A 26,821-nucleotide genomic window follows, 5' to 3' on the forward strand; every position below is an offset into this window, starting at 1 on the left:
GCCTGAACGGCGGCTTGTCGAACATGCATGAATGGCTCAGACCTTCGAGCCGCTCCAGCGCGGTGCTTCTCTCAATTCGTCACGCTTCTGTTGATCCGGCGATTTGTGTGGCTCGCCGTATTCCACGTGTAACGTGTCATCAAGGCGGTTGGTGGAAGAGCCGCCTTCCTGCGGCGTTTCGTCGAAATGCTTCCACTCGGCACTCTGGAAGCGGAACAGGCTGTCGTCTTCAGGCGCTTCGCGTTCGCGATAGTGGTGGATCGAGTAGTGTGCATATTCGACCTTGTCGCCCCAGTCGGACTGCAGCAAACCGTCTGCCGCCAGATCGCGATACCAGTCGTTTTCCTTTTCGGATGCTTTCTGCTTTTTGTTATGGTCGACGAAATAGCCAATGATCCCGCCGACGACAGCAATCACAACGCCGACGAGGAAGAATGGCCCGGCCAGCGCGGTGGCCGCCGCGCCGCCTGCACCCACCAGCGCCGCGGTTCCCAGTACGCCGGCTGACGCGCCGAAGGCACCGCCGGCAATTTGCAGGCCGCCTGCGGCCTGAGCCAGCTTGTCACCTGACTTCACGCCGTCCTTGATGGTGAATGCACCCAGTACGATATCGGCAAAACCACCAGCCAGATCCGTTGCAGGCCCCAGCACTTTGACGACCGAGCCTGCGATTTTATTGGCAGTTCCAGAGGGCAGCTTGGCCCCTGAAGCCTGCACGGCATCATCCAGCCGCTGGGTGATGCCGCCCATGGCCTGGCGTTCCGCTTCTGCACCGCCAGCCATGTCGCCCAGCGTCGAATTGAGCCGATATTCATCAGTCGCATCCAGTGCGGTGCGGATCTCGCTCAGTTTGCTTGCGGAAATGCCGCTGACCCTGACTTCCTTGGCCTTGCCAAAGCTTTCCTTGCCCCAGATCTCCGGTAACGTCTTGTCCAGCCCCAGCATGTCCACCAGGCCGCCTTTGCCCATCAGGTCGCCAACCTGATCAGCCAGGCGTACGAAATGGCTGGCACCGCCGGCAAAGCTCAGGAAGTCCTTGGCAATACCCAGGCGCTGAATCGGTGTCTCGCCCAGTTTGCCGCCGTTGCCGACCAGTTGATAAATCGCCGAGAACAGCGACACGCCTGCTGCAACGGAGCCCATGACGCCTTTGCTATTGAGCGTATTGAAAATTTCGCCCAGTTTGCCGCGATCAGCGACCGGTATGTAGGGTTTGGAAAGGGCTGTCTTGATGTCTGCTTCGCTGACCTTGCCGTTTTTCTGATAGGCATCACCGACCTCCTTGAGCGCCTTGGCGATGTCTGCCGGCTTGGCGTTGCCCACGACACCTTCCTGAAGGAATTTCTCGAAGGTGGGCTGCAGGAAGCGCGGCATATCGACCAGAAAGCCCTTGAGCTCTGCCTTGAGCAGGCCGAACAGGTCCTTGGTGGCGAGGGCGTTATTCTCGTCGCTTATCTTCGACGGGTCGGCGACCAGATCGTTGAGATCGCTGGTCAAACCATCGGCCTGAATAGACTGTGCCGCCTTGCTGGCACCTTCTGGATCGACCAGCGCAAGTGAGGACAGGGTGTCGCTCAGGTCTTTCTGCGCCTCCTGGCCAAGGCCCTGCTTTTTCAGGTCCTTGAGGTAAAGTACGTAATCGGGATTGGCGGTGAGGTCGAGCAGCTTCTGCTTGATTTCGTCCTTGTTGGGCACTTTGCCCAGTGCATCGGTCATCTTGCTCTGGTAGTCCTGCTGCACGGTCGGATCAGAGAACAGTGTGGTCAGTTGTTCTTGCAGCTTGCCGCCATCAATGATGTCGTGCATGTCGGCCGAACTGAGTTGGGTCTGTTTGCTGTCGAATTCGCGCCAGGTGCCGCCGAAGGCGCCTTTGGCCTCTTCATAACCGGTCAGGCCGCGACCGTTGTCATAAGCAGCCTGCGCCTCGATTGCCCTGACCAGTTTTGCGCGTGGGTCATCCTTGGCAATATCCCCTTTGTTCACACCGTCGCGGTATTGGTCGAGCAGTTCCTTGGTCGCCAGTTCGCCGACATTCAGCTCTTCGGAATTCTCATCATCCTTATCGGCTTTCACGCCGGTTTTCTGCCCCATCAGATCCAGCTCTGCCACGGGCGGCAGGTTATGCCGACTGCGGGTTTCACCAATATTGCCGGTGCCCAGCTCATTCCATTTCTCCACCACATCATCGTACAACTGCGGGCTGGCATCCCTGGAGACGATGAACTTGCCATCGCTGTTCTCGAAACGAATCAGACCCGCGCCCAATTCGTCCGGTGAACCGATGGTTATGTCCTGATTCTTCAAAAAGTCATGAGGCCCAGCCAACGTGTAACCTTCTTCCCGGCTGCTGTTGATCTTGTTCCAGGCGTCATGGAGGGTGGTTACTTTGTCGAATAGTTCAGGGGTCAAGGCTTCAGTGACGACAATCCGTTCACCGCTCTGATTCTGATAGCTGATCTGGCTTCCTTCCTGGCCAGACACCCAAGTGAACTGTGTAATGTCGTTCAAGCTGGGAATGGGGGTGTTGCGGTCAGCAAGAATCTGCCCTTCGTTGACTGCGGTTTCCATCGCAGTTCTTTTTTGCGGGTCCGACACTATGGTTTGCAGCGCTGCCAGATAATCGAACAACTTCGGATTGTCGTCACGGGTGACCACGACCTTCTCTCCGTTGTGCTCGTAACGGATAGTGTCCGGGCCGACCTCATTCAACGGGCCGACGGTGGTGCCGAATACGGGTGGCCATACTTCGTTGTCACCCGCCCTGCGATAACCTTGCGCTTCGCTCGTGTTCAGCCCGGTCAGGGTATTGAAAGCGTCTTTGGCCGCACTGTACAGCTCAGGATTGTCGCTCTTGGCCACGACGATTTTATTGCCGTCACGGTCGACATAACGCATCACGCCTGGCCCGACTTCATCCACCGGGCCGACCACTGCAAAGCCTGCAATGTTTTCCGGCGGCTTTTCGTCCGCACCTGCCACCCTGTAGCCTTCCCGCTGACTGCTGCCTACGCCGGATAGCGATTTGAAATCCGACGCCACCTGTTTGAAGAGTTCCGGGTTCTGTTGCTGCGAAACGATGACCTTGCTGCCATCGGCGGCTTCATAGCGAATCAGCCCCGGCCCCATTTCGTCCGGTGCTCCGATACGGGCATAGCCGCTCAGCGTCGCTGGCGCGGCAGTATCAGCCTTGGCCGGGGAGTAGCCAGCAGCCACACTGGCCCTGAAGCCTGCCACTCGGGGTTGGTCTTCGACGACCTGACGGTAGAGCTCCGGGCTGGTGGATTTGCTTACCAGTACCTGATCGCCTTCCTGGGTGACGTAGCGCACGGTGTCAGCCGCCACAGTGCCGGGCTTTTCTATCGATGCGTAACTGCCCAGCGCAGGTGCCTTTTCGTCTGCGCCCGCCGGCCGGTATTGGCCGCCATTGCGGTTGCTGGTCTGCAGCACCTGGTTGAATCGCGTTCGGGCATTCGCGCCCGGTGCGGGGGGCGGAAGAGGGCCAGGCGCCGGGCTGATCGTGGACGTCGACATAGCATATAACTCCTGTTGTTAACCGCTGGACGTGGAACAGGCGACTCAATAACTGAGTGCCGCGAGGCAAACGAAACCCTGTGTTCAACGACGAACTCTTTATTCGCGTGAATAGTTTGAACGGCGTCTCGTTTTCAAATCAAAAGAACAGGGCTTATGGGCCGACACTATCATTCCGACAAGTGAAGTGGCGGATCGGTAATCTCTTTTCACAACAATTCACACGCGTCGATAAATAATAAAGGCCCTGGCGAACACCCCGTAAACGTTGGAGCCCCGTCTCGTGGTACATAAAAAATTAATATCACCAGAAATAAACCAGAAATAAATATCACTTTGATATCACTGTTGGTTTGCGGTATTAATTTGTTGTGAAATCTGATTTCACAACGTTTCACAGCATCGAACAAGTTTCGCTGATTACTATTAATTGGCAACGCGGCAAATAGCGTAGTGTCTCTGCATCGCTGTTGTGTAATGGCACATTGACCTGTTCTTGAGCCGGTTGTTAATCCGCAGATAGATCCCTACTCGAAGCAAGGAGAAACAACATGAGTTCGACTCCACCCGTAAGCTCCGGCAATTCAGACGCAGCAATCGAAAAAATGTCGGCGACCTTTGATATGGCTATCGAGAAATCGGCCAAGATCACTGAAATCTCCACTGCCAAGAAAGCAGAGCTGGATGCTACCAAGCAACGTCCACAGAACTGACGTTGTCATGCAGGCAGCGCTACAGCTGCCTGCATTCACTGCGCATCGAAATTCTTCCGATCGACAGTTTTGCCCGGCTTTGACATGCCGTTTCCGGTAGATCACACGGTGGTGACTCGATCATGACAGCCTTGATCTCATTGAGCGGAACGCCCGACGCTTCTGTGCAAGAAAGCGGCGTAGCCCGGCTCGAAATTCTTCATGGTTTGCATCAGGGCGTTTCGCTGCTCCTGGACAATCCTGTCTATGTGATTGGCAGTGCCGCCCCGGCCGACCTTGTGCTGGGCGATGCTGATGTGGCCGAGCAACATGTTCGTCTGCGATTCTCCGTTGAATACGTCGCAATAGAAGCCTTGGGCGGCGATGTGACGGTTTTCGATAGCCTTGGCCAACGTCGGGTTGTCAACGTCGGCCACGGTCAACGAATCTCCTTGCCTGTCGAGTTGCTGGTCGGACAGAGCAGGTTGTGCTTGCGCAGCACACGAAGTGCCCGAGCCATCCCCTCTGTGTCCCGCCGCCTGGTGCTGCTTAAATGGCCAGCACTGGCTGCACTTTTGTTGCTGGTGACATGTGCCACTGCATTTGCCTTTCGTGCACCTGCCGAGTCGGCCCGGCACTCCATTGCAGATCCCGTCCCTGGTTCGTCAGTGCCCGGCAAGAACGCCCCTACACTTAGCCAGGCTAGAAGCTGGCTCGAGGGCGCGTTGCAGGACGCCAGGCTCACGCAATTGCGGGTTGAGGAACAGGGCGGGCAGCTCAGTGTCGAGGGCGCTTTTCCCGCTGCCCAAAAAAGCAGCTGGCTGCAGATTCAACAGGCCTTTGACACTCGGTTTGGCCAGCATATTGTCTTGACGCCCAACGTGCAGGCAAGCGCGGCGATTGCGGCACCTCGCGTGCGTTTTCAGGCGGTGTGGTTTGGTCGCAATCCCTACGTGATCGATGAGCATGGCAAGCGTGTTTATCCCGGCGCACTGTTACCTGACAACTGGAGGCTGGAGAGCATTGAGGGCAATCAGGTCCGTCTTGTGCGCGGTGATGAAAGGTTTGCCTTCACTTTATGAAAGTCGATCTGCGGCCCGTAGCGCCGCCTTCAGCCGATTCTTTGCCCGCAGTCGAGCGCGTTGCTCCGGCGCAGCCGCGTCAGGGAACCCGTTTCGAAGCGCTGCTTGATCAGCGCGAGCGCAAGGTTCGTCGTTCGTTGCGTGGCGAGCTGGAGCAGACCGGGCAGGCTTCTGGTGTCAATGCGCAGCTTTTTGGTACGGCGCGTTCGCTACAAGTACTGCGCTATGTGCTGGACGAAGTATTACCGGCACTGGACGCCGAGCCGGAGATCCGCGAGCTCGCCGAAGACGTGATTCGTGAAGAGATCGACATGCGGCTGCTATTGGAACAGCAACGCGCCGAGGTGCAGTCGTGAGCATCAGTCAGGATCGCGAATGCATAGAGTTGCTCCACGGTATGGGTGATCTGTACCGGCGCAGCGGCCAGCCACAACGTGCGCTGGTGATGTTGCTGATTGCAGTACAGCTGGCACCCACGAACAGCGCGCTGCTGCACAGCCTGGTGCTGGCGTTCACCGACAGCGGAGACACCGACCGGGCCATTGCGGCACTGGACAGGCTGGTCGAGCAGCAAGGCGAGAGCGCCGCGCTGCTTCTGTTGCGTAGCCGCGCGTTGTGGAAGGCCGGCCGCAAGGACGACGCGCGGCAATGCTTCAGACGCTACCTGGAAGCACGGAGGGCTGCGCAATGACCCTCATGAATGCCCTGAATCGCCTGGCGGTAACTGCGTCTAAACGCACAGATGTGATCATCGTTGCTTTCATGCTGATGGCTATCGCGATGATGATCATCCCGATGCCGACCTATCTGGTGGACGCGCTGATCGGAGTCAACATCGCCCTGAGCCTGCTGATTCTCATCGTCGCGTTCTACATCAACCACTCGGTGGAGTTTTCCGCGCTGCCGCCGCTGATCCTGCTCAGCACGCTGTTTCGTTTGTCGCTCTCGATCACCACCACTCGCCTGATTCTGCTGGACGGCAATGCCGGTCATATCGTCAAGGCGTTCGGTGATTTCGTGATTGCCGGTCAGGTCGTTGTGGGGCTGGTCGTATTTCTGATCATTACGGTTGCCCAGTTCGTGGTCATTACCAAAGGCGCTGAGCGGGTCGCCGAAGTCGCTGCGCGTTTCACCCTGGATGCGATGCCCGGCAAGCAGATGAGCATTGATAACGACTTGCGCAACGGTGACATCGACCAGTTCGAGGCCAGACGTCGTCGTTCACGCCTGGAGCGTGAAAGCCAGATGTTCGGAGCCATGGACGGCGCCATGAAGTTCGTCAAGGGTGATGCCATTGCCGGGTTGGTGATTCTGTTCGTCAACCTGCTGGGCGGCATGATGATCGGCATGGTCCAGCGCGGTATGCCGTTCGCCGAAGCCGCGCATGTCTATTCGTTACTGACCGTCGGTGACGGCCTCATCGCGCAGATCCCGGCACTGTTGATTTCTGTAGCCGCAGGGACCGTGGTGACCCGCGTCAACAGCGACGGCGAAGAGCGTGACCTGGGCACCGAGATTGTCAGGCAACTGAGCGCCAGCCATCGTGCGCTGGGTCTGACTGCGCTGATCCTGCTGGGCGTAGGCATGCTGCCGGGGTTTCCATTGCTGGTGTTTGTCGGTCTGGCCGCCGTACTGGGCGGCAGTGCGTTTGTGCTCTGGCGCCGGGATCGTCGTGCTGCCCGGTCACTGGTCAAGGACGAGCTGCCAGAGTATGAAACGATGGCCGAGCCCGGTGCTTCCTCTGGCGCTTCCGGGGCTTCGAACGATGCTGCGGAAGATGCCTTGGAAAGCGCCGAGCGGCCACGCGATAGCCAGGTGCTGTTGAGTATCGGAACCGGACTGGCTGAGGCCGCCCCGTTGCAGCCCCTGCGTCAGCGTATCGAAGCGTTGTGTCACGACATTCGCATCGATCTGGGTGTCGAGGTGCCGCTGCCCGAGGTTTATCTGGACCGCAGCCTGCCAGTCGATGGCTTTCAGGTCGAGCTTGAAGGTGTACCCGTCAGTGAGGGCGAATTCAGCGGCAAGGCGCTTCTGCTGCAGGACGATCCGGTGCATGCACAACTGGTTTCTGTCGAAATCTTTGAAGCGCCTTCGCCGATCGGTTCCCGTCCCGGCCGCTGGGCAGGGCGTGAGCATGCGGAACGTTTGCAGGATGCCGGTATTGGTTTTCTGTTCGCCGATGAAGTGTTGCGCGAAGTACTGGACCGTATGTTGCGCCGTTATGCCGCCGACTTTCTGGGTATTCAGGAAACCCGCCTGATGCTGGAACAGCTTGAGGGTAAGTACGGTGAGCTGATCAAGGAAGTGCTGCGCATTCTACCGCTGCAGCGTATCGCAGAGGCCTTGCGTTTGCTGGTCTCTGAAGGGGTATCGATACGCAATCGTCGCGGCCTGCTGGAGTCGATGGTGGAGTGGGGCAGTATTGAATCTGACGCGGGCAGACTGACCGAGCATCTGCGCGCAGGACTTGCGCGGCAGATCAGTCATCAGTATGCCGATCGCAACCGGGTGATCAGCGCCTTTGTACTGGCACCTGCGCTCGAAGAACAACTGCGCGCCACGCTGGCTCGCCAGGAAAAGAGTCGTGATTCGCTGCCCGATGACATCGGCCGGACCGTACTGGTACAGCTGCGTCGCCTGTGCGACATGCTGCCGGAACATGATTCGACGGTGTTGCTTGTGCATTCGGAGCTGCGTCGGTGCATGCGCCGTCTCATCGTGCGCGGCGAGCTGCAACTGGCGGTTCTGTCTTTTCGCGAGCTAGCCAGTGAATACAACCTTCAAGCGGTCGGCACTGTCAGCCTGACCGATGTCCTTGCACGCCCGGCATCCAGGGCCGGTGCTGCCACTCCTCTGGCGACTGCCTCATGACCTCAGTAAGCGTAATCCGGATGTTTCTCGTGGGTGTGGGCGCGTTGCTCATGGCCACAGGTTCGTTTGCCGAAAACATTGCCAAAGGAGCCAAAGGCACAGTCGATCTGGCCATCGGTGAAGGCCGCGTTCTGCATTTTTCAGCCCCCGTGGACTCGGTGATGGTGGCCGAGCCGGGTATTGCCGACTTGCAGGTGGTGTCACCCGGCGTCATCTACGTGTTCGGCAAGGCCGCAGGGCAGACCAGTCTGATTGCCCTGGACAGTGGGGGCCGGGAGACCGCTGCGTTGAGTCTGGCGGTAAGCAGCGGCACTGCTGCTGTGACACGCCCGCTCAAGGCGTTGCACCCGCAGAGTCAGGCGCGGATCAATGCCTCCGGCAGCCGGGTGATTGCCAGTGGCTCCGTGCAGGATGTCGGTGAAGCAACCGATCTTAATGCCTTGCTGAGCACCGAGGGGCAGAACTTTCAGTCGACGGTAAACAGTGCCACTTACGCAGGGTCGGCCCAGGTGAATATCCGCGTGCGTTTCGCCGAAGTCTCGCGCTCCGAGCTGTTGCGCTATGGCGTGAACTGGAATGCCTTGTTCAATAACGGCACTTTTTCATTCGGTCTGCTGACGGGGGGCGCTTTGGCCGCCGATGCAGCGGGCGGCGCGTCGAACGTGATCAGCGCCGGGCTTGCGTCGGGCAATGTCAACATCGACGCGATGCTGGAGGCGCTGCAAAGCAACGGTGTGCTCGAAGTTCTGGCCGAGCCGAACATTACCGCCATGACCGGGCAGACTGCGAGCTTTCTGGCTGGCGGTGAAGTGGCGGTGCCGGTGCCGGTCAACCGTGAAGTGGTCGGTATCGAATACAAGCCTTACGGCGTGTCGTTGCTGTTCAGCCCGACGCTGCTGCCCAACGGGCGCATTGCGTTGCAGGTGCGTCCCGAGGTCAGCAGCCTGATGAGTACCACCACACTGGACGTTAACGGCTATCAGGTGCCGTCGTTCAGGGTACGACGTGCCGACACTCGTGTGGAAGTCGGCAGTGGTCAGACGTTTGCCATCGCCGGGCTGTTCCAGCGTGAAAGCAGCCAGGACATGGACAAGGTGCCGATGCTGGGCGACATGCCGATTCTGGGCAATCTGTTCCGCTCCAAGCGCTTTCAGCGCAACGAAACCGAACTGGTGATTCTGATCACTCCATATCTGGTCGAGCCGGTCAAGGATCGCGTGGTGGCGACGCCGCTGGACAAACAGCGCGCCGCCAGTACCGCGTCGGCAGGTCCGCGCAGTGGTGGCGCATTCGGCTTTTACATGAACTGAAAGGGAATGGCCATGAACCTTATCTGCGCTATGTCACGCCCGCCGGTTCTGATGCTTTTATGTCTGCTGGCAGGCTGCAAGACCCACCTCGACCCAGTGAGCTATTCACCGGATTATGCGGCGATCACCCGTGCCGATGGCCGTGTGGAGCTGGTGCCCCAGGCCTGTGTGCAACCAGCTGCACAGGACGAGATCGGAGTAGGTGAGGATTTTCAGCCGTTGTTGCCGCCGGGCTGTGCCAGCAACCTGATTCTGCTGCAAATGGTCGAGCAGCGCGCAGATGTCATGCACGGCCGTAACACCGGGCCTGTCATGGCTGCACCGGTCGGGCGCGCCGCGCAGGTTTACATCGACGGGTATGACCGCGAAGAGCTGCGTCGGCGTCAGGCGGAGCAACAGGCCAGCACCGACACACAGGAGGCCCGATGACCTCAGTTAGCGTCAATCAGCCCCAGTTCACGAGCCTGCTCGGTGCGGTCCGGTATGGCCTTGACGCGCCGGGCTTCGGCGATCAGCTTGCCGCGTTCGGCCTTGGGGATGTCGTCGAAGGTCATGTTTTTGAGATCTTTCTCTTTTCCGGCCAGGACCATGACCAGCAGCTGGTTGCGTTGATGCCGGGGTTGCGCAAGGGGCGACTGGCTGACGCTGCGGATGGTCTCCAGGGCCTTTTGGTCGTCATCGCCCAGAGCGTATGCCAGAGCCAGATTACATCGGGTGTCGAGGTCGTTCGGGGCCAGGCGCAGGCTGGTGCCGAAGGCGCTTTGAGCGGCGTCGGCCTGACCACTCAGAATGTGCGCGATGCCCAGACGGTTCCAGGCCTGTGGCTGCTGCAACGCATTGGCGGCCTGGGTCAGCGCAGCGATTGCGCGTTCCAGCTTGCCCTGACGCAACTGCGCAGTACCCAGGCCCAGCAGCGCATCCGGGTCGTCGGCTTTCAGCTCAAGCGCCCGTTGATAAGCACGCTCTGCGCCACGCGTGTCGTTGCTGACGAGCAGGGCTGCACCGAGTTTGCGCCACGCCTCGACACCCGCTTCGGGCTGCTGCGTGGCGCGCTGGTAGAACGACGCTGCCGTCGTCGAGTCGCCGCGTTTCTCCAGGTCGGCGGCCAGTTGCATGAAGCGCTCGTAGCTGGCGTCGGATTTGGGCTGAGTCGAACACGCCGCCAGACTCAGGCAGCCGAGCAACAACAACGTGGGGACGGAACGAGGTGGCATGGGCAGGGCTCTTGTGAAAGGGGGCGGGGCGAGGCGTTTCAGCCATCGACAGCCTTTGAGGACGAGCGCCATTTTATAGCCCCTGCGCTGAATAGCGACCGTTTTCTGAAGCCTGTCTGCCAGCGGCCGTCGCATTGTCACGGAGGGCGTCATGAAGCACTTCAGGGCTGACCCGCCAGTTTCAAAATTGCTGATGCTGATCCTGCTGTGCCTGTTATCCGGTGTGCTTAAGGCCGCCTCGGAACGTCAGCCAGACTGGTTCTCAGAGCCTTACGCCTACGTGCTGGTCGACCAGGATATTCGCGGTGCGCTGACTGAGTTCGGTCAGCACCTTGGCCTGATCGTGGTGTTTTCCGAGAAGGTCCGGGGCAACGCAAGAGGCACGGTACGTGGCGAGGATGCCGGTGAGTTTCTCACCCGCTTGTGCGATGCGAATCAACTGAGCTGGTACTTCGACGGCAACGTACTGCACATCGCCGGTGCCGATGAGGTCGCCACCCGTGTGTTCGACCTGCAAGGGCCGCGGCTTGAAGAGTTGCAGCGTTATATGGCGCGGCTGGAAGTGTCCGGCCAGCCGATGTCCAGCCGCGTCAGCCCCGATAGCGACAGCCTTTTTGTTTCAGGGCCGCCAGCCTGGCTGGCGCAGATTCAGCACCATGTGGATCGTCAACCTGCCGCCGAAATCGCGCCTGTAGTGCGTGAACGCGGCGTGCGGGTGTTTCGTGGCGGTGTCGTCACTCAAGTCGCTACCGACCGTCAGTAAACCGAAGAAGGAGCACTACCCATGTCCATCAACGCCGTAGACAGCAATGTAGACATCAATGTTTCCAGTCAGGAATCGCGCTTCAACGCCGCCGTCGAAAACGCCGAGCAGGCTGCCAGCGACAGTGAGTTCAACGATGCCCTGATTACCCAGGCGGTCACCATTGGCGGGCAGTTCATTATCATGCCGCGCGCTCAGGAAATGCTCAACGAAGCCCAATCTGACGACGACTCTGAATAGGTTCCGACCATGACCGTCAATCCAGCTGCATCACCGGCGGCGGCTGCCTTGCCTTCGCCGGGAGGAGGCGGGGTTCCGCAGGCTTCCCAGAACCTCTTCGAACACATGGCCGAGACTTCCAAAGGCATGCCGCAGGGCGCCAGCCCGCATCAGATCGGTAGCAACCTGATGGAGCGACTGGATGGTTTTATTGACCGCTCGCGGCAGTTCTCAGAGCGGGCCGATGCGCTGACCCAGGGTAATGCGCTGCAGTCCGCCAATCATGCTCCGAGCCCAGCCAGCAGCGCTGCTCAGGCGCCGGGCAAGGTAGGTGAGCCGCAGGTCGATCGCATCGTCCAGTCGCTTGGACGGATGTTCGATTACTCCATCGAAACCCAGATGGTGGTACGCGGGGCAACCCAGATATCCGGTTCTGCCAACACCCTTCTAAAAGGTCAATGAACCATGTCCAAACGCCGCCGTGTTTTGCGCCTGTTGATAGTGGCAACGCTTGCCAGCCTGTTGCAGGCCTGCGATATCGATCTTTACACCAACCTCGGCGAGCGTGAGGCCAACGCCATGCTGGCGGTGCTGTTGCGTGATGGCATCCCGGCGTCACGCAAGGTTCAGGACAACGGTCAGCTCAAGGTGATGGTCGACGAAAAGCGCTTTGCCCAGGCGATGGCGGCGTTGGACGACGCAGGCCTGCCAGGGCAGAGCTTTTCCAATATGGGAGAGATTTTCAAAGGCAATGGCCTGGTGTCCTCGCCGGTGCAGGAGCGCGCGCAGATGGTGTATGCGCTGAGCGAGGAGCTGTCCCATACCGTTTCGCAGATCGATGGCATTCTGTCCGCGCGGGTGCATGTCGTGCTGCCTGACAATGATTTACTCAAACGGGTGATTTCGCCGTCCTCGGCATCGGTGCTGGTCCGTTTTGACCCGCGAACCGACATCAATGTGCTGATCCCGCAGATCAAGACGCTGGTTGCCAACGGTATCTCCGGTCTGGGCTACGACGGTGTTTCAGTCACGGCGATCAAAGCAGTCATTCCCGACAAGGCCAGTGCCCAGCCGCAGTTGGGCAGTTTTCTGGGCCTGTGGATGCTTGAAGATGACCTGCCAGCGGCACGCTGGCTGTTTGGCACTCTGCTGCTGGTTGCGTTGGTGCTTGCCGGACTGCTGGGCCGACAGTTCTGGCAGCGACGCCGGGGCGAGGGCTCATACGTGTTGAGTGAAGCGTCATGAACACGGCGCTGACCAGCCAGTGGCACGCACTGGCCGAACGTCCCTTGGTCTTTGTCCGCGAGCGCTGTCTGGCCGAATGCCTTGAACGTGACGTTGATGCGGCCCGACTTGCAGCGTTACGCGCTTCACCGCGCTTTACCGCACGCCTTGAACAATTGCTGACCGGACATTTCAAGCTACAGCCGCTGGCGCAGCTGGACCTGCCTGCGGAACAGGATCTGGCTGTACTGCTGCTGAGCGAAAGCGATTTTTCGCATTTGCCACGCCTGTGTGGTGCGGTCTGGCACGCGGCAACGCTGAGTCAGGAAATTCGTGGCGAAGTGGTCAGCGAGTACCGTCGTCTGCTGGGTAACGACACATTCTCGCTGGCCCTCACTCATCGGCATCTGGCCGGTGCGGCCAATCTATTGCGTGCACCTGCCGAGTTGCTCCAGGCCATCGATCGCGATGGCGCTGCCTGTGTGGCCGCCTGGCTGCAGTCCTGTCCTGCACAACTGCAGGCCTGGTTGCGGCTGCGGCTGGCTGAACCTGTGCACGCTGCACAAGATGATGCAAAACAGGTGACGGTGGTGCAAACCGTTGCTCGACACCTGACGGAGATCAGCAGCCATGAGTGATCTGCCAACACGACCAGGCTCCCGGGTGTTGCGTGCTGCGGACGCCGCTCGCTGGATCGACGGATTTGCCTTCATCGAAGCCGCACATGAAGAGGCACGTTGCGTGCGGGAAAACAGCGCGCAATGGCTCGAACAGGCTCGCGCCGAAGGCTTCGAGCATGCCAGACAGGAGGGCGCCGAACGGGCCGCTGCATTGCTGGCACAGACCAGCGTCGATGTCGACCGCTACCTTGCCGGGCTGGAAACCTCGCTGGCTGAACTGGCACTGGGTATCGCCCGACAGGTACTGGGAGAGATTGACGAGCGCGAGCGGCTGTTGCGCTGTACTGCGCACGCGTTGGCAGCGTTTCGTCAGGATCAGGCGTTGACTCTGCATGTGCCCGGCGCTGAAGTCGAAGGTCTGCGCCAGCACCTGGCCCACGCGCCGCTGCCCCTGCATTCGCTGAGTATCGAAGGCGATGATCAGCTTGATGCAGGGCAGGCGCGGCTGGATGGCCCGGCGGGGTCCGTGGAGCTCGGGCTGGAGGCCCAGCTGGATAATCTGCGCCGTGCGCTGTTGCCGCTGGCAGAAGGTGATTCGCGATGACTGAGGCCCTGACGACGCTGCTGCCCAACCTCGGTTTGCGCTTGCAATTCGCCCAGCCCAGGCCCATGCGTGGGACGCTGCGCAGTATTCGTGGCGTGTTGCTGCGCGCCAGCGTCGCCGGCGTAGGCATTGGAGAGTTATGTGTGCTGCGCGATCCGGGTAACGGCCGAGAGCTGTCGGCGGAAGTTATCGGCTTCGATGAAGATGACGCGATCCTGTCGCCTATCGGCTCGATGGAGGGCCTTTCGACGCGCACCCAGATCATCGCCACAGGCCAGGCGCTCGGCGTGCAGGTTGGCGATGCCTTGCTGGGTCGTGTGATCAGCCCTATGGGCGAGTTTCTCGACGGACCTGCGCCGACTGCCACGCTCGGGATGCAGCATTATCCATTGCATGCAGAACCTCCGGCGCCCTTCAGCCGCCAGCGAATCGTCAAGCCACTGTCATTGGGCATACGAGCTATCGACAGCCTGCTGACCCTTGGCCAGGGGCAACGCATGGGTATTTTTGGCGAGCCGGGGGTGGGCAAGTCTTCCTTGTTGGCGAGTATCGTTCGCAATAGCGATGCCGACGTGATCGTCATCGGGCTGATTGGCGAGCGTGGCCGTGAAGTACGCGAACTGCTTGAAGGGCAACTCGATGCCACGGCCCGGGCACGTACCGTGGCGGTGGTTGCCACCTCTGACCGGCCTGCCGCCGAGCGGGTCAGGGCGGCTTACGTAGCGACCACTCTGGCTGAGTATCACCGTGATCAGGGGCGCAATGTGCTCTTGTTGATGGACAGCCTGACCCGTTTTGCCCGTGCCCAGCGCGAAATTGGTCTGGCAGTGGGGGAGCCGCCGACCCGGCGCGGTTATCCGCCTTCTTTTTTCTCGGCATTGCCGCGCCTGCTGGAGCGCGCCGGCCCTGGCCCGCAGGGCAGCATCACGGCTCTTTATACCGTGTTGACCGAAGGTGATGCGGCCATGGACCCGGTGGCCGAGGAGACTCGCTCAATCCTTGATGGCCATATCGTGCTGAGCGCCGAACTGGCGCAGCGGGATCACTTTCCGGCAATCGATGTTTTACGCAGTCGCAGCCGCTTGATGGACCACATTGCGACTGCCGAACACAGGCAACTGGCATCACGGCTGCGTGAGTTGATTGCCCGTCGTCAGGAAATCGAACTGTTGATTCAGGTGGGTGAGTACGCGGCTGGCAGTGACCCGATAGCCGACGAGGCAATTGCCCGCCATTCGCTGATTGAGGCATTTCTGCGTCAGCCGCCCTCCGAACATGACAGCCTTGCGCAAACTCTGGCCCGCCTGCGCAAGGTGCTGGCATGAGCCCGTTTTTCGATTCGGCTCCTGCTTCACTCTACGACTCGACGCCGATTGGTCTTTGCTATGGAAAAAAACGATGAAGAAGGCCGACCTGTATAGCCTGCAAGCCTTGCGTCTGTTGCGTGAGCAGCGCGCTGCCGCTCATCTTGGCGCTCAACGGGAGCGCTGCCGTGATAGCCACACCGAGCTGGATCAGGCTCGGGAAAAGTTACGCCTGCACCGGGAACAACTGGCTCAGGAGGCCGAGCAGGCGGTCGGCCAGCTCAGCGAGGGCCTGTCGGTCAGCGAGTGGAAGGTCGTTCAGGAGCGCTTGAAGCAACTGCATGACGAACGCAAGGCATTGCAGGCCGATGCCGATAATGCGGTGTTGAACCTTGAGACTGAAGAGCAGGCACGCAAGCGGCTCAGGCAGGCGCACCTTGAACAGCTGAAAAAGTCCCGAGCCTGGCAGAACCTCGTCGAACAGCGCATGCGCAACGATGCGCGGGCCAGTGAGCAGCGCGATGAGGCCGATCAGGCAGACCTGCCCGTCAAAGGATCCCCACCTGGAGACGAGCGATGACGGTGTGCGTACAGCCAATGCCTTCGCCTCCAGGTATTGGTTCAGTCCGAAGCCGGCTTGCCCGGTTCGATGCTGATCTGCTGAGTTTGCATAACCTGTTGCATCGCCAGACAGCACCGTGGCGGATCGTTCTTGGGCAGCGCCCCATGCACGTGAGCTTGGCCAGCGCAGGTGGCGAGTGTCGCCGACCGGTGAGGGTGGCCATCAGGTTCGGACAGGTCTACCTCGAACTTGTCGTTCCGTCGCGTCTTTTCGAGCTGTCAGGGCTGGGCTGGCTGCCAGGTGCGTCAGTCGATACCCAGACCGACACCTTGTTACTGGAGCAGGCCTGGCTGAGCTGGATCGAGCCTCTGGAAGCATTATCGGGCGAGCCTGTTCAGGTGCTCCCGTGGCCTGCACATCCGCTCGAAAATCCACTCAGGCTCGCGTTGGAAGTGCGGCCTGATGAGGGGCAGGCACAGACGCTGGAAATACATTTGAATGCTGACAGCGCCCGGCACGTCATCGCGCTGCTCGACCGTAACGCCGTTACAAGACCGCAGCCGCTTGATGCATTGGTGCTCACGTTGAGTGTCGAGGCCGGACAGGCGCCATTAACCACCACAGAGCTGCACAGTCTGGTGCCGGGCGATGTGGTCATGCTCGACACCCTGGCCGACACGCAGGTGCTGCTGCGGCTGGGCAAGCGCTACCAGACGGTTGCCAGGCACCAGGGTGAAACCCTCGAATGGCTGGGTCCTCTGCGCACCGTCAGTCCCCATTATGTTTCCCACACTTTCAACAGGAACGATTCGATGAGTGAAATGACCGACGGTTCCGATCTGGATACTTCGCTGGATGAGCTGCCGCTTACGCTGGTCTGCCAACTGGGCAGCGTTGAACTGACGCTGGCGCAACTTCGCGAGATGGCGCCGGGCAGCCTGTTGCCGCTGGCCGGTTCGAGGCACGATGAGGTGGACCTGATGGTCAATGGCCGCCGTATAGGCCGTGGCGAGTTGGTGAGTATCGGCGACGGTCTGGGTGTGCGACTGCTGGGTTTCACTGCCTCATGAACGGTTACCAGCCGAACCTGATCGAAATCATTCTGGTCGTCGCTACTATCGGTTTGATTCCTCTGGCCGTCGTGACGCTGACGGGATTCATGAAGATATCCGTGGTGCTGTTTCTGATCCGCAATGCGCTGGGCGTGCAGCAGACGCCGCCCAATCTGGTGCTTTACGGCATTGCGCTGATTCTGTCGGTGTACGTGACCACGCCGCTGATCGGCGACATGTACCGGGAGGTGCAAGGCCGCGATCTGAGCCTGCAGAATGTCCAGCAACTGGAGGAACTCGGCAGCGCCTTGCGCCCGCCATTACAGGCGCACCTTTCGAAGTTCGCCAATGAAAGCGAACGCGGTTTTTTCGTCCAGGCCACCGAAACCATATGGTCGCCCGAGGCGCGAGCCGATCTGCGCGATGACGATCTTGTCGTGCTGATTCCGGCGTTCGTCAGTTCTGAACTGACCCGTGCCTTCGAGATCGGTTTTCTGCTCTATATCCCGTTTCTGGTCGTCGACCTGTTGGTCTCCAATGTGCTCATGGCGATGGGCATGTCGATGGTCTCGCCCACCTTGATTTCAATCCCGTTGAAGATTTTTCTGTTTGTGGCGCTCAGTGGCTGGTCAAGACTGATGCACGGTCTGATCCTGAGCTACGGAGGCTGACGCCGTGGGCCAGGATGTTTTTCTCTCGCTGATGAACAAGGCGCTGATGACTGTCTTGCTGCTCTCCGCTCCGGCGTTGATCGTGGCCATTGTCGTCGGCCTCAGTGTGGGCCTGTTACAGGCACTGACCCAGATCCAGGACCAGACACTGCCGCAAGTGGTCAAGCTGGTAGCGGTATTGCTGGTGATCGTGTTTGTCGGGCCGTTGCTGGCCGGGCAGGTGGCAGAGCTGGGCAATCAGGTGCTGGACAACTTTCCCTTGTGGACCCGATGAGTCGTCATGGGCGCTGATCTGACCAATGCGTTCATCGAAATCGCTTATCCGGTGATCAGTTCCGCATCGCTGGCAGCTTCGCGGGCGATGGGTGTGGTGATCATTACCCCGGCATTCAATCGTCTGGGCCTGACCGGCATGATTCGTGGCTGCGTGGCAGTGGCGATCTCGGTGCCGATGATCTTGCCGGTGTTCTCGGCGTTCACTTCTATGCCCGAGCACAGCGGTTTTTTCCTCGCGGGGCTGATGATCAAGGAGTTGCTGATCGGGCTGCTGATCGGCCTGTTGTTCGGCATACCGTTCTGGGCTGCCGAGGTGGCTGGCGAACTGATCGACCTGCAACGGGGTTCGACCATGGAGCAGCTGGTCGACCCTTTGGGGCAGGGGGAAGCGAGCGTGATGGCCACGCTGCTGACCGTCATGCTCATTACACTGTTTTTCATGTCGGGCGGCTTTATTCTGATGGTCGATGGTTACTACCACAGCTATCAGCTCTGGCCAGTCACCGAGTTCACGCCGTTGTTCAGCAGCGCTGCCCTGACCTCCATTCTGGCCATTCTCGACCAGGTGATGCGCATTGGTGTGCTGATGGTCGCGCCCTTGCTGATTGCGATGCTGATCACTGATCTAATGCTCGCGTACCTGTCGCGCATGGCACCCAGCCTGCATATTTTTGACCTTTCATTGCCGGTCAAGAACCTGTTTTTTGCGGTGTTGATGGTGGTTTATATCGGGTTTCTGATTCCGGTCATGATTGACCAGCTGGCGCAATTTCGAGGAACGGTCGAGGTTCTGAAAACGCTGGCCAGCGAGGGCCCGGGATGAGTGAGTCGAGCGAGGAAAAAAGCCAGCCGGCCTCGGACAAGAAGCTGCGCGACGCTCGCAAGAAGGGGCAGGTTGCCAAGAGCCAGGACCTGGTGTCGGGCATGGTCATCCTGCTGTGTACCTTGTGCATCTCGGTGCTGCTGCCCAAGGCACGTGCGCAGGTCGAGGCACTGATAGATCTGAGCGCACTGATCTATATCGAGCCGTTTGCAGAGGTCTGGCCACGGCTGCTCGATCACGCCGAGCAGATTGTCATCGGCATTACAGTGCCAGTGGTAGCCGTGACTGTCGGCGCGGTGATCCTGACCAACATCGTGACCATGCGCGGCGTGGTGTTTTCGATCGAGCCGATTCAGCCGGATATCAAACGTATCAACCCGACCGAGGGTTTCAAGCGCATTTTCGCCGTGCGCAACCTGATCGAGTTTTTGAAGGGACTGGTCAAGGTTGTGTTACTGGCACTGGCATTCTACGTCGTCGGCCGCCAGGCGCTTCAGGCCCTGATGGAGTCATCGCGATGCGGCGAAGGCTGTATCGAGTCGACGTTCTATCTGGTCCTCAAACCACTGGTATTCACCGTGCTTGCAGCGTTTCTGCTGGTCGGCGCGGTAGACGTGCTGATGCAACGCTGGCTGTTCGGCCGTGAAATGAAAATGAGCCATAGCGAGCAGAAACGCGAGCGCAAAGATATTGATGGCGACCCCATGATCAAGCGCGAACGCCAGCGTCAGCGTCGCGAAATGCAGGCACTGGCCACAAAGCTTGGGTTGGGGCGCGCCTCCTTGATGATTGGCGACAGCGGAGGTTGGGTGGTGGGCGTACGCTATGTGCGCGGTGAGACACCGGTGCCGATAGTGGTCTGTCGTGCCTCGTCACAGGATTCGAGCACCTTGCTGGCAGAGGCCTTGTCGCTGGGCATTGCCCGCTGGCCCGACGCAAGTCTCGCCGAAATGATCGCCCGGCGCAGCGTAGCTGGTGATCCGGTGCCGGAAAATACGTTTCAGGCAGTGGCCGATGCGCTGGTGGCGCAGCGGCTGATCTGACGCCTGACGCCGTATTTCAATGTACCGCCGGGCAATGGCGAGGGGCTGGTGTACCGGGCGCGATTTTCAGGCGGTTGAGGTCTGCGTTGATGCGCCAGGCCCAGAAATGTGTACCGTCCTGCCGAGCGATGTCCAGCGCCTGGGTCAGCATCTTGCGTACCTCTTCCAGCGCATGAGTGTGTGGCTGACTGAGCATCAGCTGTGCCTTGACTCTCATGATCTCCGGCAAATACCAACGATCATGGTGTTCAACAGCGTTGATGTGAATTTCATCCAGCGTTTCCAGCGCAAGGGGTTCAAGCCGCAGTGCGGCCAGACCTGATACGTACTCGGTGTGCAGCATCGAACACAGCGGCGTTTCCACATGGTTGCGCAGCTGTTGAAGGGCTTCTCCCAGCAATGGCACGCCTGCTGCCGGGTTGCCTTCACGGATCAGCAGGATACTCTCGTAGCAACTGGTCAACTGACGCCAGATATGCAGCGGTTGCCGTTCGCTGCTTTTTTTAAGCACATCCAGAAAGTGACGTGTCTTGTGCAGCGTGCCTGCAATCAGCGTTGCGGGTATCGCACTGATGGCCAGGGTATACCAGAGCGTTGCGGGGTGACTCAGGGCAATGGCCTGCTTCACGTTGGTGTCCAGGGCAACCATCGCCTGGCCGGTATTGCCAACCAGCAACTGTACCTGGGCACGCAATGATTGTGCGGCAATTCGCTGGTCGAAATGCATGTCGATGATATGTGACGAAGCAGACCTTGAAGCGCCCAGAGCTTCTTCGATCGCCTGCCCGGCGGTTTTCATATCGCCCATGTAAAACGCGCTGGTGGCGCGCATTCGCCTGCCCAGCAACTGGCAGTCGGCGATTCTGTAATCCTTGCCCAGCGCGAGGAATCGCAAGGCTACCTCTTGAGCCTCGCGGTGCCTGTTGCTACAGGTGTGGTCGTTCCATTGGCCCCACAAAGCGCGCAGGCGATACTCGGAGTCGTTGAGCACTTCGGCATCCTCACTGACCTGTTGCCAGACCTCGCGCATTTTCTGCCCGGCGCCGTAGGTAAGCATCAAAATACTGCCGGACATGGTCAACAAGCGCATACGCTGACGACGATCCATCTGCGCCTTTTCTTCGACGTGACGCGGTGTACCGAGGCTGACCCAGTCCTGGTACTCGCGCACCAGCGACAGCCTGAGCCACAGGGGTGAGCTGCTCAGGGTCAGTTCTACACCAAGTTGTCGATCACCCGCGGCCGAAAAGGCCCAGGTCAGTGCTGCGCGAATGGTGTCGATCTCTGCGGCGTAGCGTTGGGTCCAGACGTCTTGTGTCAGCTGATCGAGATCGATTCTGGCCTGGTTGAGCAGGCGCAGTGCCCACTGGGCGTGGGCGCGGCACAAACGCGGCACATCATCGAGCTGAACGAGCTTGTCATGAGCATACAGACGCGTGGTTTCCAACAGTCGAAAGCGCTTGCCCTGGCTGTGGTCAAAGGTTCCGAGCAGGGATTTTTCGAGCAGGCTTTCCAGCATCGGTAGCGTCATGCGTACATCCGGCAAGCCGATATTGACGATTGCCATGACGCCATCAAGCGTGAACGAGCCATTGAAAATGGACAGTTGACGCAGGAGTGCCTGCTCGTGCCCGGTGAGCATGCCGTAGGTCCAGTCCAGCGTGGCGCTTAGCGAACGCTGACGCGGTAACGCGGTGCGCAGTCCGGTCATCTGCAAGCGAAAACTCCCGTCCAGCAGCCCGACCAGATCGGCAATGCCGAATGTCCTGACGCGTGCAGCGGCCAGCTCGATTGCCAACGGATTGCCGTCCAGTTTGCGGCAGATGGCTGCGACCGCTCCGGTATCGCTGTCAGTCAACACAAATGCGGGGTCCTGCTCTCGGGCACGTGTGACAAACAGTTCCACACCCGAGTAGGCAATGGCAGTCTCGGCGCTGATAGTCTGGTTTTCGTCCGGTACTTGCAGGGGGCTGAGTTCATGCACCCATTCGCCTTGTACGCGTAAGGGCTCACGGCTGGTGACCACTACGCAGCACAGTGGGGCATTGGCCAATAATGTTTCTACGGCAGAGGCGGTTTCATCAAGTACATGCTCGCAGTTGTCCAGTACCAGCAATTGCGGCCGCTTTGCCAGTGAGGGCGGGATGTCACGCAGCGGCTGTTCGTTTTCAGTGCTTAAACCCAGGGCGAAGGCAATCCTGCCCACGACAGGCTGAGCGCAGCTGACCGGTGTAAGGTCGACGAACGCGGTGCTCAACGAGGCATGTGCAGCCAGGCTATCAGCCAGCGCCAGCGCCACGGTGGTCTTGCCCACGCCGCCAGGACCTGTCAAGGTCAGCAAGCGACGCTCCAGCGTCAGTTCATGCAGCTGCCGGATCAGCGCGTCACGGCCAAGCACCTGGCGCTTTATCGCCGGTGCCGCAGCAAATGTGTCCTTTGCAGGTGCAGGTAGTGCAGGAGCGGTTGCTGGTTGCACGCTCACCGGTGCGCTGAATCGATAACCCCTGCCTGGCACGGTGACGATATAAGTGAAATCGTCCTGCTCTTCCAGCGCTCTGCGCAACGTCACGATCTGCGCGCGCAGGTTGCATTCTTCCACCACTGCCTTTGGCCAGGCCAGTGCCAGCAATTCGGCCTTTTCCAGCAGTTCGCCGGGGCGTGTTGCGAATGCCACCAGCAGAGACATGGCGCGACTGCCCAGCGGTACCGGCTGCGAGTGCCTGAACAACAGCTGCTGCTGCGGGTGCAGCACAAAAGAGCCGAAGCGGATAGCTTCCTGCCCCTGGAGAGCGTCACGTGTTCTGATATCGACCGTTGTACCCGGGCCGCCTGTTTCAAAATCCATGCTTAGACCTGTATCAGAAGTAACAGCCGTGCTACCGCACCTTGCAGGAGCATGAGGTATTGATCTGTAAACGGTTTTTTTGATCTGCTTACATCCCGTAACGTCAGCTCGGTGAGCTTGACGCGCCTGTTCGGGTGGGACGCTGAATCTTAATTAGCTGATGTGACCGTTTAGTTAGCCATGCATAAACCACGCCCGTAGTAATGGACATCATTTGCCGGTCAACCCGAGTACCGTCTGTCGACTGAGCGATAATTTTCTACAACCCTCATAAAGCGTCTCGGTGAGTTCGACGACTTCGGGCCCTGGACGGTTGAGATATTCATGCGAAAAACCGGCAATGTGCTGTATTGACCCTGCCTTCAAGCTGTATGGCTTGTCAGCGTGTCATCAGAAGTAAACCGTCTTGTTACCCGTAACGCGTTGCGTAATGAGGTCGCTGAGATAACTGTTCGAGGTAACTTTCCGGTCTGTGTCATCCCTTCTTAACGCAAGTTCGATTTAATCGCGTGTGATAGCGGATGCCTGGTCTTTGATCAGGTCCCGTGCCTCTGCCTTTTAGTCAGGCCCAGCTCGCACCAGTCTGACTCATGGCGCAGCTCGCTCTTTTGCGCGGGCAGCAGTTGTCGCTGTGATTTTTCTGGTGACCAATGGAAGGATAAAGACAATGACCTCCGTCAGCAAAATCACCACTGAAAAGCCAAAAGACCCGGTAGACGCCAAGGCCTGGGAGCAGGCCGTGCAGCAGTCCAGGGATGCCGGTATCCAGTGGGAGTTACCTTCAGATGACAAGCGCTCTGCACAGGAAATCATTGACGACAACCCGTTGCTCAAAAGTCTGGGCGGACGAGGCGACCGTGGCGAAGCCAAAGAGAACCTGATCGCTCAGGTGGGCGATTACACCAAGGATGCGAGCGCCGCATTCCGGGCTGTGCAACTGCTTGAACACATTGAGACCTTTGACGCCAATGGTAACCGTCTGGCCAGCAACGACATCGGCAATAATCGCATCGACGGGTATACCAGCAGCAGCGACGCGAAGCATGGCAGCGAAGCTGGTCGTTTGAAGGATTTCGGCAAGTTCGGTTTTTCCAGTCTGAAAGGCAAACTGCATGAGGTGCGATCCCCGGCTGACGACCCTGCCATCCGTGAGCAGGCCGAGAAACTGGGCATTCAGTGGGAGCGACCGAAAGGTGACGAGCGCGACGCGCAGGCCATAATCGACAGTGACCCGTTGTTGAAAAATCTGGGTAACCAGAGTGACGTCAAGGACATGCTCAAGGAGCAGGTCGGCGATTTCGAGCGCGATGCCGACGCAGCCTATCGCGCGACCCAGGTGCTGGCTCACATCGAACAGTTCGATGGCAACGGCGTGCGGATTGTCGGTAGCGATGTAGCGAACGGTAGCATTAACGGTTTCACCAAGAGTGGCGAGGCGAAGAACGGTACTGAAGCCGGTCGCCTGCAGGACTTTGGCAAGGACGGGTTTGCAAGCCTCAAGGGCGAGATGACCAATGTGTCATCAGCGGGTGACAACAAGGAAGCACGTGAACAGGCCGAGAAACTCGGTTTTTTGTGGGAGTTGCCCAAGGATGACAAGCGTTCGGCCGAAGAGATCATCGACGCTAATCCGTTGTTGAAGAATCTGGGCAACCAGAGCGGCGTCAAGGACATGCTCAAGGAGCGGGTCGGCGATTTCGAAAAAGATGCCAATGCCGCGTTTCGTGCGGCCCAGGTGCTTGACCGGGTGACCCTGTACAACGAGAAGGGCGAGGCTCAGTCAGGTGGCCAGGTGTTCAACAGCAGCATTGATGGCTTCACCAAGGGCGCCGAGGCAAAGCATGGCACCGAGGCCGGACGGTTGCAGGATTTTGGCAAGCTGGGCTTCGCCGCGCTGCCCGAGCTGAAAAAGACCGAGGAGATCGGTAGTTACAAGGACTTTCTCAAGGCCAACCCTGACGCCGATGAGGCTTCAAAGCAGATCGCCAGATATGCGGCGATCATCGACGAAAATTATGACGCGATCAAAGGCAAGACCGGCTCTTCGGATTTCAACGCTGAAGCACTGACAGCCTACAAAGAGAAAAACCCTCAGTTGAGTGATGAGGTCAAGGAGGCGTTGGACTTCTGGTCGCAACCCGGTGCCTTTGCGTTGCTCGACAATGCGAAGAGTCCCCTGGAGCAGGGCACAGATGGCAAGGCCAGCCGCGGTGACATTCAGGCCTTCATCAAGACGGCTTCGCCGAAGGACGTCGGGGCGGTAGGTACATTGCTGGAAGCCGTTGCCGAAGGCAATCTGCTGGACAAGGTCAACACCGACCCGCTCAACAAGGATGTGTTCGATAACCCGCAAAATTACAGCGCAGAGCAGAAGGCTGCCGTACTTCAGGAACTCAAGGCTGCACAGAGTCTGATCGTGCAGGGCAGCGGTGCCGGGATGTGGAAGGACGACAAATCCAAGGTCCAGATCGCCAACAATGTACGCAGTCATCCCGATGCGCAGAAGCTCCTCGATGATGTCAACAAACATGTAGCGATGCTTGAAAAGGATGCCGCAGTAGTCAAGTTCTATAACGAGAATGCCACCAGCGAGGCAAACAAGGTGCTGGAGGGCAGCGACGGGCTCAAGCGCGCGCTGCAAAGTACTTACGACAACGATATCAAGACCGGTGCTGCGCTGGACAAGCTGTGGGACGCCAATACCAAGGATGGCAAGACCGACCAGCAGACAGCGCTTGCTCAGTTCTACAGCTCGGCGCAAAGCGTTCAGGGCGCGCTGGGTTTCAGCAAACCGGGCGAAATTCAGGAAGCAGTGCAGAAATCCTCGCATAACAAGGATTTCGAGGCCTTCTATGAAAAATCGCTGGTGTCCGGTGAGCGCCTCAAAGAGCTGTTGAAAACTGAAAGCTTTGAAGTGGCGACCAGCCAGTTCAGCATGGAAGTGGCGATGTACAACGCCGCGCTGAACCCAGAGTTCACGGGTAAATACGACGACAAGCTGACAGAGAACTACACCGCGATTGCTCAGGAGAACGTCTTCAACGATGCCAGCTTCGAGGACCTGAAAAAAGCGTTCGGCAAGGAAGGCAGTGAAGCGCTGGATGAGGAGAAGGTCAAGGCACTGATCGACGAGATCAGCAAGAGCAACCCCGAACTGCTGATGAATGCCGATGGCAAACCCGCTACGTCTGACCAGATTCTTGGCGTTTTCAGGGGCAATTGGGATTTGCTGCGTCAGGGCACCAAGTCCATTTCCGAGCTGGGCCTGTTCAGCGATAACTCGTCGATAAAGGCCGCTTCCGGTGCCGGAGTCCTGCATGGTGTCAGCGGCCTGTTCATGGCCGGTATCACCATCGCCAAAGGCGCAAATGGCGCGGGGGCCCTGACTGATCGGCAAATCGTCGACATCACTACCGGTTCGGTACAAAGCGCAACGTTGCTGGTCGAGGGCGGCATCAAGAACGTCACGACCATGTTCAAGGACATCAAGGACGTACTGGAGCCGGACGTTTACAAGGACATCACGACTAACCTGTCGAAACTGGAAAACGCTGCGAAGGGGCTCGGTGGACTTGCCGGTGTGGCTGCGGGTGCTTACGGCATCTTTGATGGAGTGAAGTCGATCAGAAGAGGCGAGCTGGTTGCCGGTGGCATGAGCATCACTGCCGGATCTCTCGGCGCTATGGCAGGTCTGGCGTCTGCAGCTGAAGGCGCTGCGGGCGTTCTGCAACTGACGGGCAGCGTGGTCCGTGCCTTGCCACTGCTCGCTGGCAGCCTTGGTATTGCCGCAGCCGGCGTGGGCGCTCTGGCGTTGCTGATTCCCGGTCTGATCGAGGAGGGCAAGCAGGAAACGCGCGTTGACCGCTTCTCCGATCACCTCAGGGACTACCTGACCCAGTACGAGATCGACGGCGTCGAGAACGGCGACATCTATGATGTGCCGGACAGCGAGTGGCCGGGCCCAGAGGAAACCACGATCGCTTCGTGATGTGAACAGGCTGGGGCAACCCGGCCTGTTTTTTATGCGAATCCCTGCCTGCTTCAATCAGTTTTTCATTTCGGCCTCACACATTTCAAACATCTGGAGCCTGATCATGGCGACATTCGCGCTCTGC

The 26,821-nt window shown here is 59.1% G+C and carries 24 protein-coding genes; 21 read left to right on the forward strand and 3 right to left on the reverse strand.

The annotated features are described in order from the left end of the window. Positions 1 to 36: 36 nt before the first annotated feature. Positions 37 to 3,531, reverse strand: a complete 3,495-nt coding sequence (locus KP808_RS11305) for a hypothetical protein (RefSeq protein ID WP_230018459.1) — start codon at positions 3,529 to 3,531, stop codon at positions 37 to 39. A 551-nt stretch (positions 3,532 to 4,082) separates the two neighbouring features. Here KP808_RS11305 and KP808_RS11310 point away from each other — a divergent pair. The 7 genes from KP808_RS11310 to KP808_RS11340 all read left to right on the forward strand — a co-directional run bounded on the left by KP808_RS11310 (position 4,083) and on the right by KP808_RS11340 (position 9,915). Next, positions 4,083 to 4,244, forward strand: coding sequence for a hypothetical protein (locus tag KP808_RS11310; protein ID WP_003377029.1), 162 nt, complete (start codon positions 4,083 to 4,085; stop codon positions 4,242 to 4,244). Positions 4,245 to 4,366: 122 nt separating this feature from the next. Further along, on the forward strand, positions 4,367 to 5,305 hold the full coding sequence (locus KP808_RS11315) for a SctD/MshK family protein (protein WP_230018461.1): 939 nt from the start codon (positions 4,367 to 4,369) through the stop codon (positions 5,303 to 5,305). Beyond that, positions 5,302 to 5,661, forward strand: coding sequence for a hypothetical protein (locus KP808_RS11320; protein ID WP_004660832.1), 360 nt, complete (start codon positions 5,302 to 5,304; stop codon positions 5,659 to 5,661). The genes KP808_RS11315 and KP808_RS11320 overlap by 4 nt, the downstream gene beginning before the upstream one ends. Further along, the gene (sctY, locus tag KP808_RS11325) at positions 5,658 to 5,996 is read left to right on the forward strand and encodes a type III secretion apparatus assembly chaperone SctY (protein WP_230018463.1); all 339 of its coding nucleotides are present in this window, start codon (positions 5,658 to 5,660) and stop codon (positions 5,994 to 5,996) included. Before KP808_RS11320 ends, sctY begins: the two co-directional genes overlap by 4 nt. Further along, positions 5,993 to 8,176 (forward strand): type III secretion system export apparatus subunit SctV, encoded by a 2,184-nt coding sequence (sctV, locus tag KP808_RS11330; protein WP_230018465.1) that lies wholly within the window; start codon positions 5,993 to 5,995, stop codon positions 8,174 to 8,176. Before sctY ends, sctV begins: the two co-directional genes overlap by 4 nt. Further along, positions 8,173 to 9,486 carry a type II and III secretion system protein family protein gene (locus KP808_RS11335; protein WP_230018466.1) on the forward strand — a complete coding sequence of 438 codons (1,314 nt, stop codon included), beginning with the start codon at positions 8,173 to 8,175 and terminating at the stop codon, positions 9,484 to 9,486. Before sctV ends, KP808_RS11335 begins: the two co-directional genes overlap by 4 nt. A 12-nt stretch (positions 9,487 to 9,498) precedes the next feature. Further along, positions 9,499 to 9,915, forward strand: coding sequence for a hypothetical protein (locus KP808_RS11340; protein ID WP_054072669.1), 417 nt, complete (start codon positions 9,499 to 9,501; stop codon positions 9,913 to 9,915). Between the two features lie 2 nt (positions 9,916 to 9,917). On the opposite strand, the gene KP808_RS11345 is transcribed toward KP808_RS11340, so the two are convergent. Continuing rightward, complete coding sequence (locus tag KP808_RS11345) at positions 9,918 to 10,700, reverse strand: tetratricopeptide repeat protein (protein ID WP_230018468.1); 783 nt, start codon at positions 10,698 to 10,700, stop codon at positions 9,918 to 9,920. 151 nt (positions 10,701 to 10,851) lie between these two features. Between KP808_RS11345 and KP808_RS11350 the strand changes: the two genes are divergently transcribed. The 13 genes from KP808_RS11350 (at position 10,852) to KP808_RS11410 (ending at position 19,861) form a co-directional block, all read left to right on the forward strand. Then, complete coding sequence (locus KP808_RS11350; protein ID WP_230018469.1) at positions 10,852 to 11,463, forward strand: type III secretion protein; 612 nt, start codon at positions 10,852 to 10,854, stop codon at positions 11,461 to 11,463. 21 nt (positions 11,464 to 11,484) lie between these two features. Then, positions 11,485 to 11,703, forward strand: a complete 219-nt coding sequence (locus KP808_RS11355) for a hypothetical protein (protein WP_002553572.1) — start codon at positions 11,485 to 11,487, stop codon at positions 11,701 to 11,703. A gap of 9 nt (positions 11,704 to 11,712) precedes the next feature. Continuing rightward, complete coding sequence (locus tag KP808_RS11360) at positions 11,713 to 12,144, forward strand: hypothetical protein (RefSeq protein WP_058407503.1); 432 nt, start codon at positions 11,713 to 11,715, stop codon at positions 12,142 to 12,144. A gap of 3 nt (positions 12,145 to 12,147) precedes the next feature. After that, entirely contained in the window at positions 12,148 to 12,927 is a 780-nt protein-coding gene (sctJ, locus tag KP808_RS11365) for a type III secretion system inner membrane ring lipoprotein SctJ (protein ID WP_057412399.1), read from the forward strand. Then, the gene (locus tag KP808_RS11370) at positions 12,924 to 13,544 is read left to right on the forward strand and encodes a type III secretion protein (protein ID WP_122281369.1); all 621 of its coding nucleotides are present in this window, start codon (positions 12,924 to 12,926) and stop codon (positions 13,542 to 13,544) included. The genes sctJ and KP808_RS11370 overlap by 4 nt, the downstream gene beginning before the upstream one ends. Further along, positions 13,537 to 14,130: a FliH/SctL family protein gene (locus KP808_RS11375; RefSeq protein ID WP_122281368.1), complete on the forward strand. Its 594-nt coding sequence runs from the start codon at positions 13,537 to 13,539 to the stop codon at positions 14,128 to 14,130. The genes KP808_RS11370 and KP808_RS11375 overlap by 8 nt, the downstream gene beginning before the upstream one ends. Continuing rightward, positions 14,127 to 15,455, forward strand: a complete 1,329-nt coding sequence (locus KP808_RS11380) for a FliI/YscN family ATPase (protein ID WP_122258429.1) — start codon at positions 14,127 to 14,129, stop codon at positions 15,453 to 15,455. Before KP808_RS11375 ends, KP808_RS11380 begins: the two co-directional genes overlap by 4 nt. Positions 15,456 to 15,528: 73 nt before the next feature. Next, complete coding sequence (locus KP808_RS11385; protein ID WP_057401729.1) at positions 15,529 to 16,014, forward strand: hypothetical protein; 486 nt, start codon at positions 15,529 to 15,531, stop codon at positions 16,012 to 16,014. Further along, on the forward strand, positions 16,011 to 17,066 hold the full coding sequence (gene sctQ, locus KP808_RS11390) for a type III secretion system cytoplasmic ring protein SctQ (protein WP_122258428.1): 1,056 nt from the start codon (positions 16,011 to 16,013) through the stop codon (positions 17,064 to 17,066). Before KP808_RS11385 ends, sctQ begins: the two co-directional genes overlap by 4 nt. Then, on the forward strand, positions 17,063 to 17,719 hold the full coding sequence (gene sctR / locus KP808_RS11395) for a type III secretion system export apparatus subunit SctR (RefSeq protein ID WP_004658168.1): 657 nt from the start codon (positions 17,063 to 17,065) through the stop codon (positions 17,717 to 17,719). Before sctQ ends, sctR begins: the two co-directional genes overlap by 4 nt. 4 nt (positions 17,720 to 17,723) lie before the next feature. Then, positions 17,724 to 17,993: a type III secretion system export apparatus subunit SctS gene (gene sctS / locus KP808_RS11400; protein WP_002553581.1), complete on the forward strand. Its 270-nt coding sequence runs from the start codon at positions 17,724 to 17,726 to the stop codon at positions 17,991 to 17,993. A gap of 6 nt (positions 17,994 to 17,999) precedes the next feature. Then, complete coding sequence (sctT, locus tag KP808_RS11405) at positions 18,000 to 18,818, forward strand: type III secretion system export apparatus subunit SctT (protein WP_004643252.1); 819 nt, start codon at positions 18,000 to 18,002, stop codon at positions 18,816 to 18,818. Beyond that, entirely contained in the window at positions 18,815 to 19,861 is a 1,047-nt protein-coding gene (locus KP808_RS11410) for an EscU/YscU/HrcU family type III secretion system export apparatus switch protein (RefSeq protein ID WP_230018471.1), read from the forward strand. Before sctT ends, KP808_RS11410 begins: the two co-directional genes overlap by 4 nt. 16 nt (positions 19,862 to 19,877) lie before the next feature. Here the strand turns inward: KP808_RS11410 and KP808_RS11415 are convergent, their stop codons facing one another. Further along, positions 19,878 to 22,706: an ATP-binding protein gene (locus KP808_RS11415; protein ID WP_230018478.1), complete on the reverse strand. Its 2,829-nt coding sequence runs from the start codon at positions 22,704 to 22,706 to the stop codon at positions 19,878 to 19,880. Between the two features lie 667 nt (positions 22,707 to 23,373). On the opposite strand from KP808_RS11415, the gene KP808_RS11420 reads away from it, so the two are divergent. Then, positions 23,374 to 26,694 (forward strand): type III effector HrpK domain-containing protein, encoded by a 3,321-nt coding sequence (locus tag KP808_RS11420; protein WP_230018480.1) that lies wholly within the window; start codon positions 23,374 to 23,376, stop codon positions 26,692 to 26,694. Positions 26,695 to 26,821 lie beyond the last annotated feature (127 nt).

It is taken from the genome of Pseudomonas savastanoi, from assembly GCF_020917325.1.
Lineage (GTDB): Bacteria > Pseudomonadota > Gammaproteobacteria > Pseudomonadales > Pseudomonadaceae > Aquipseudomonas > Aquipseudomonas amygdali.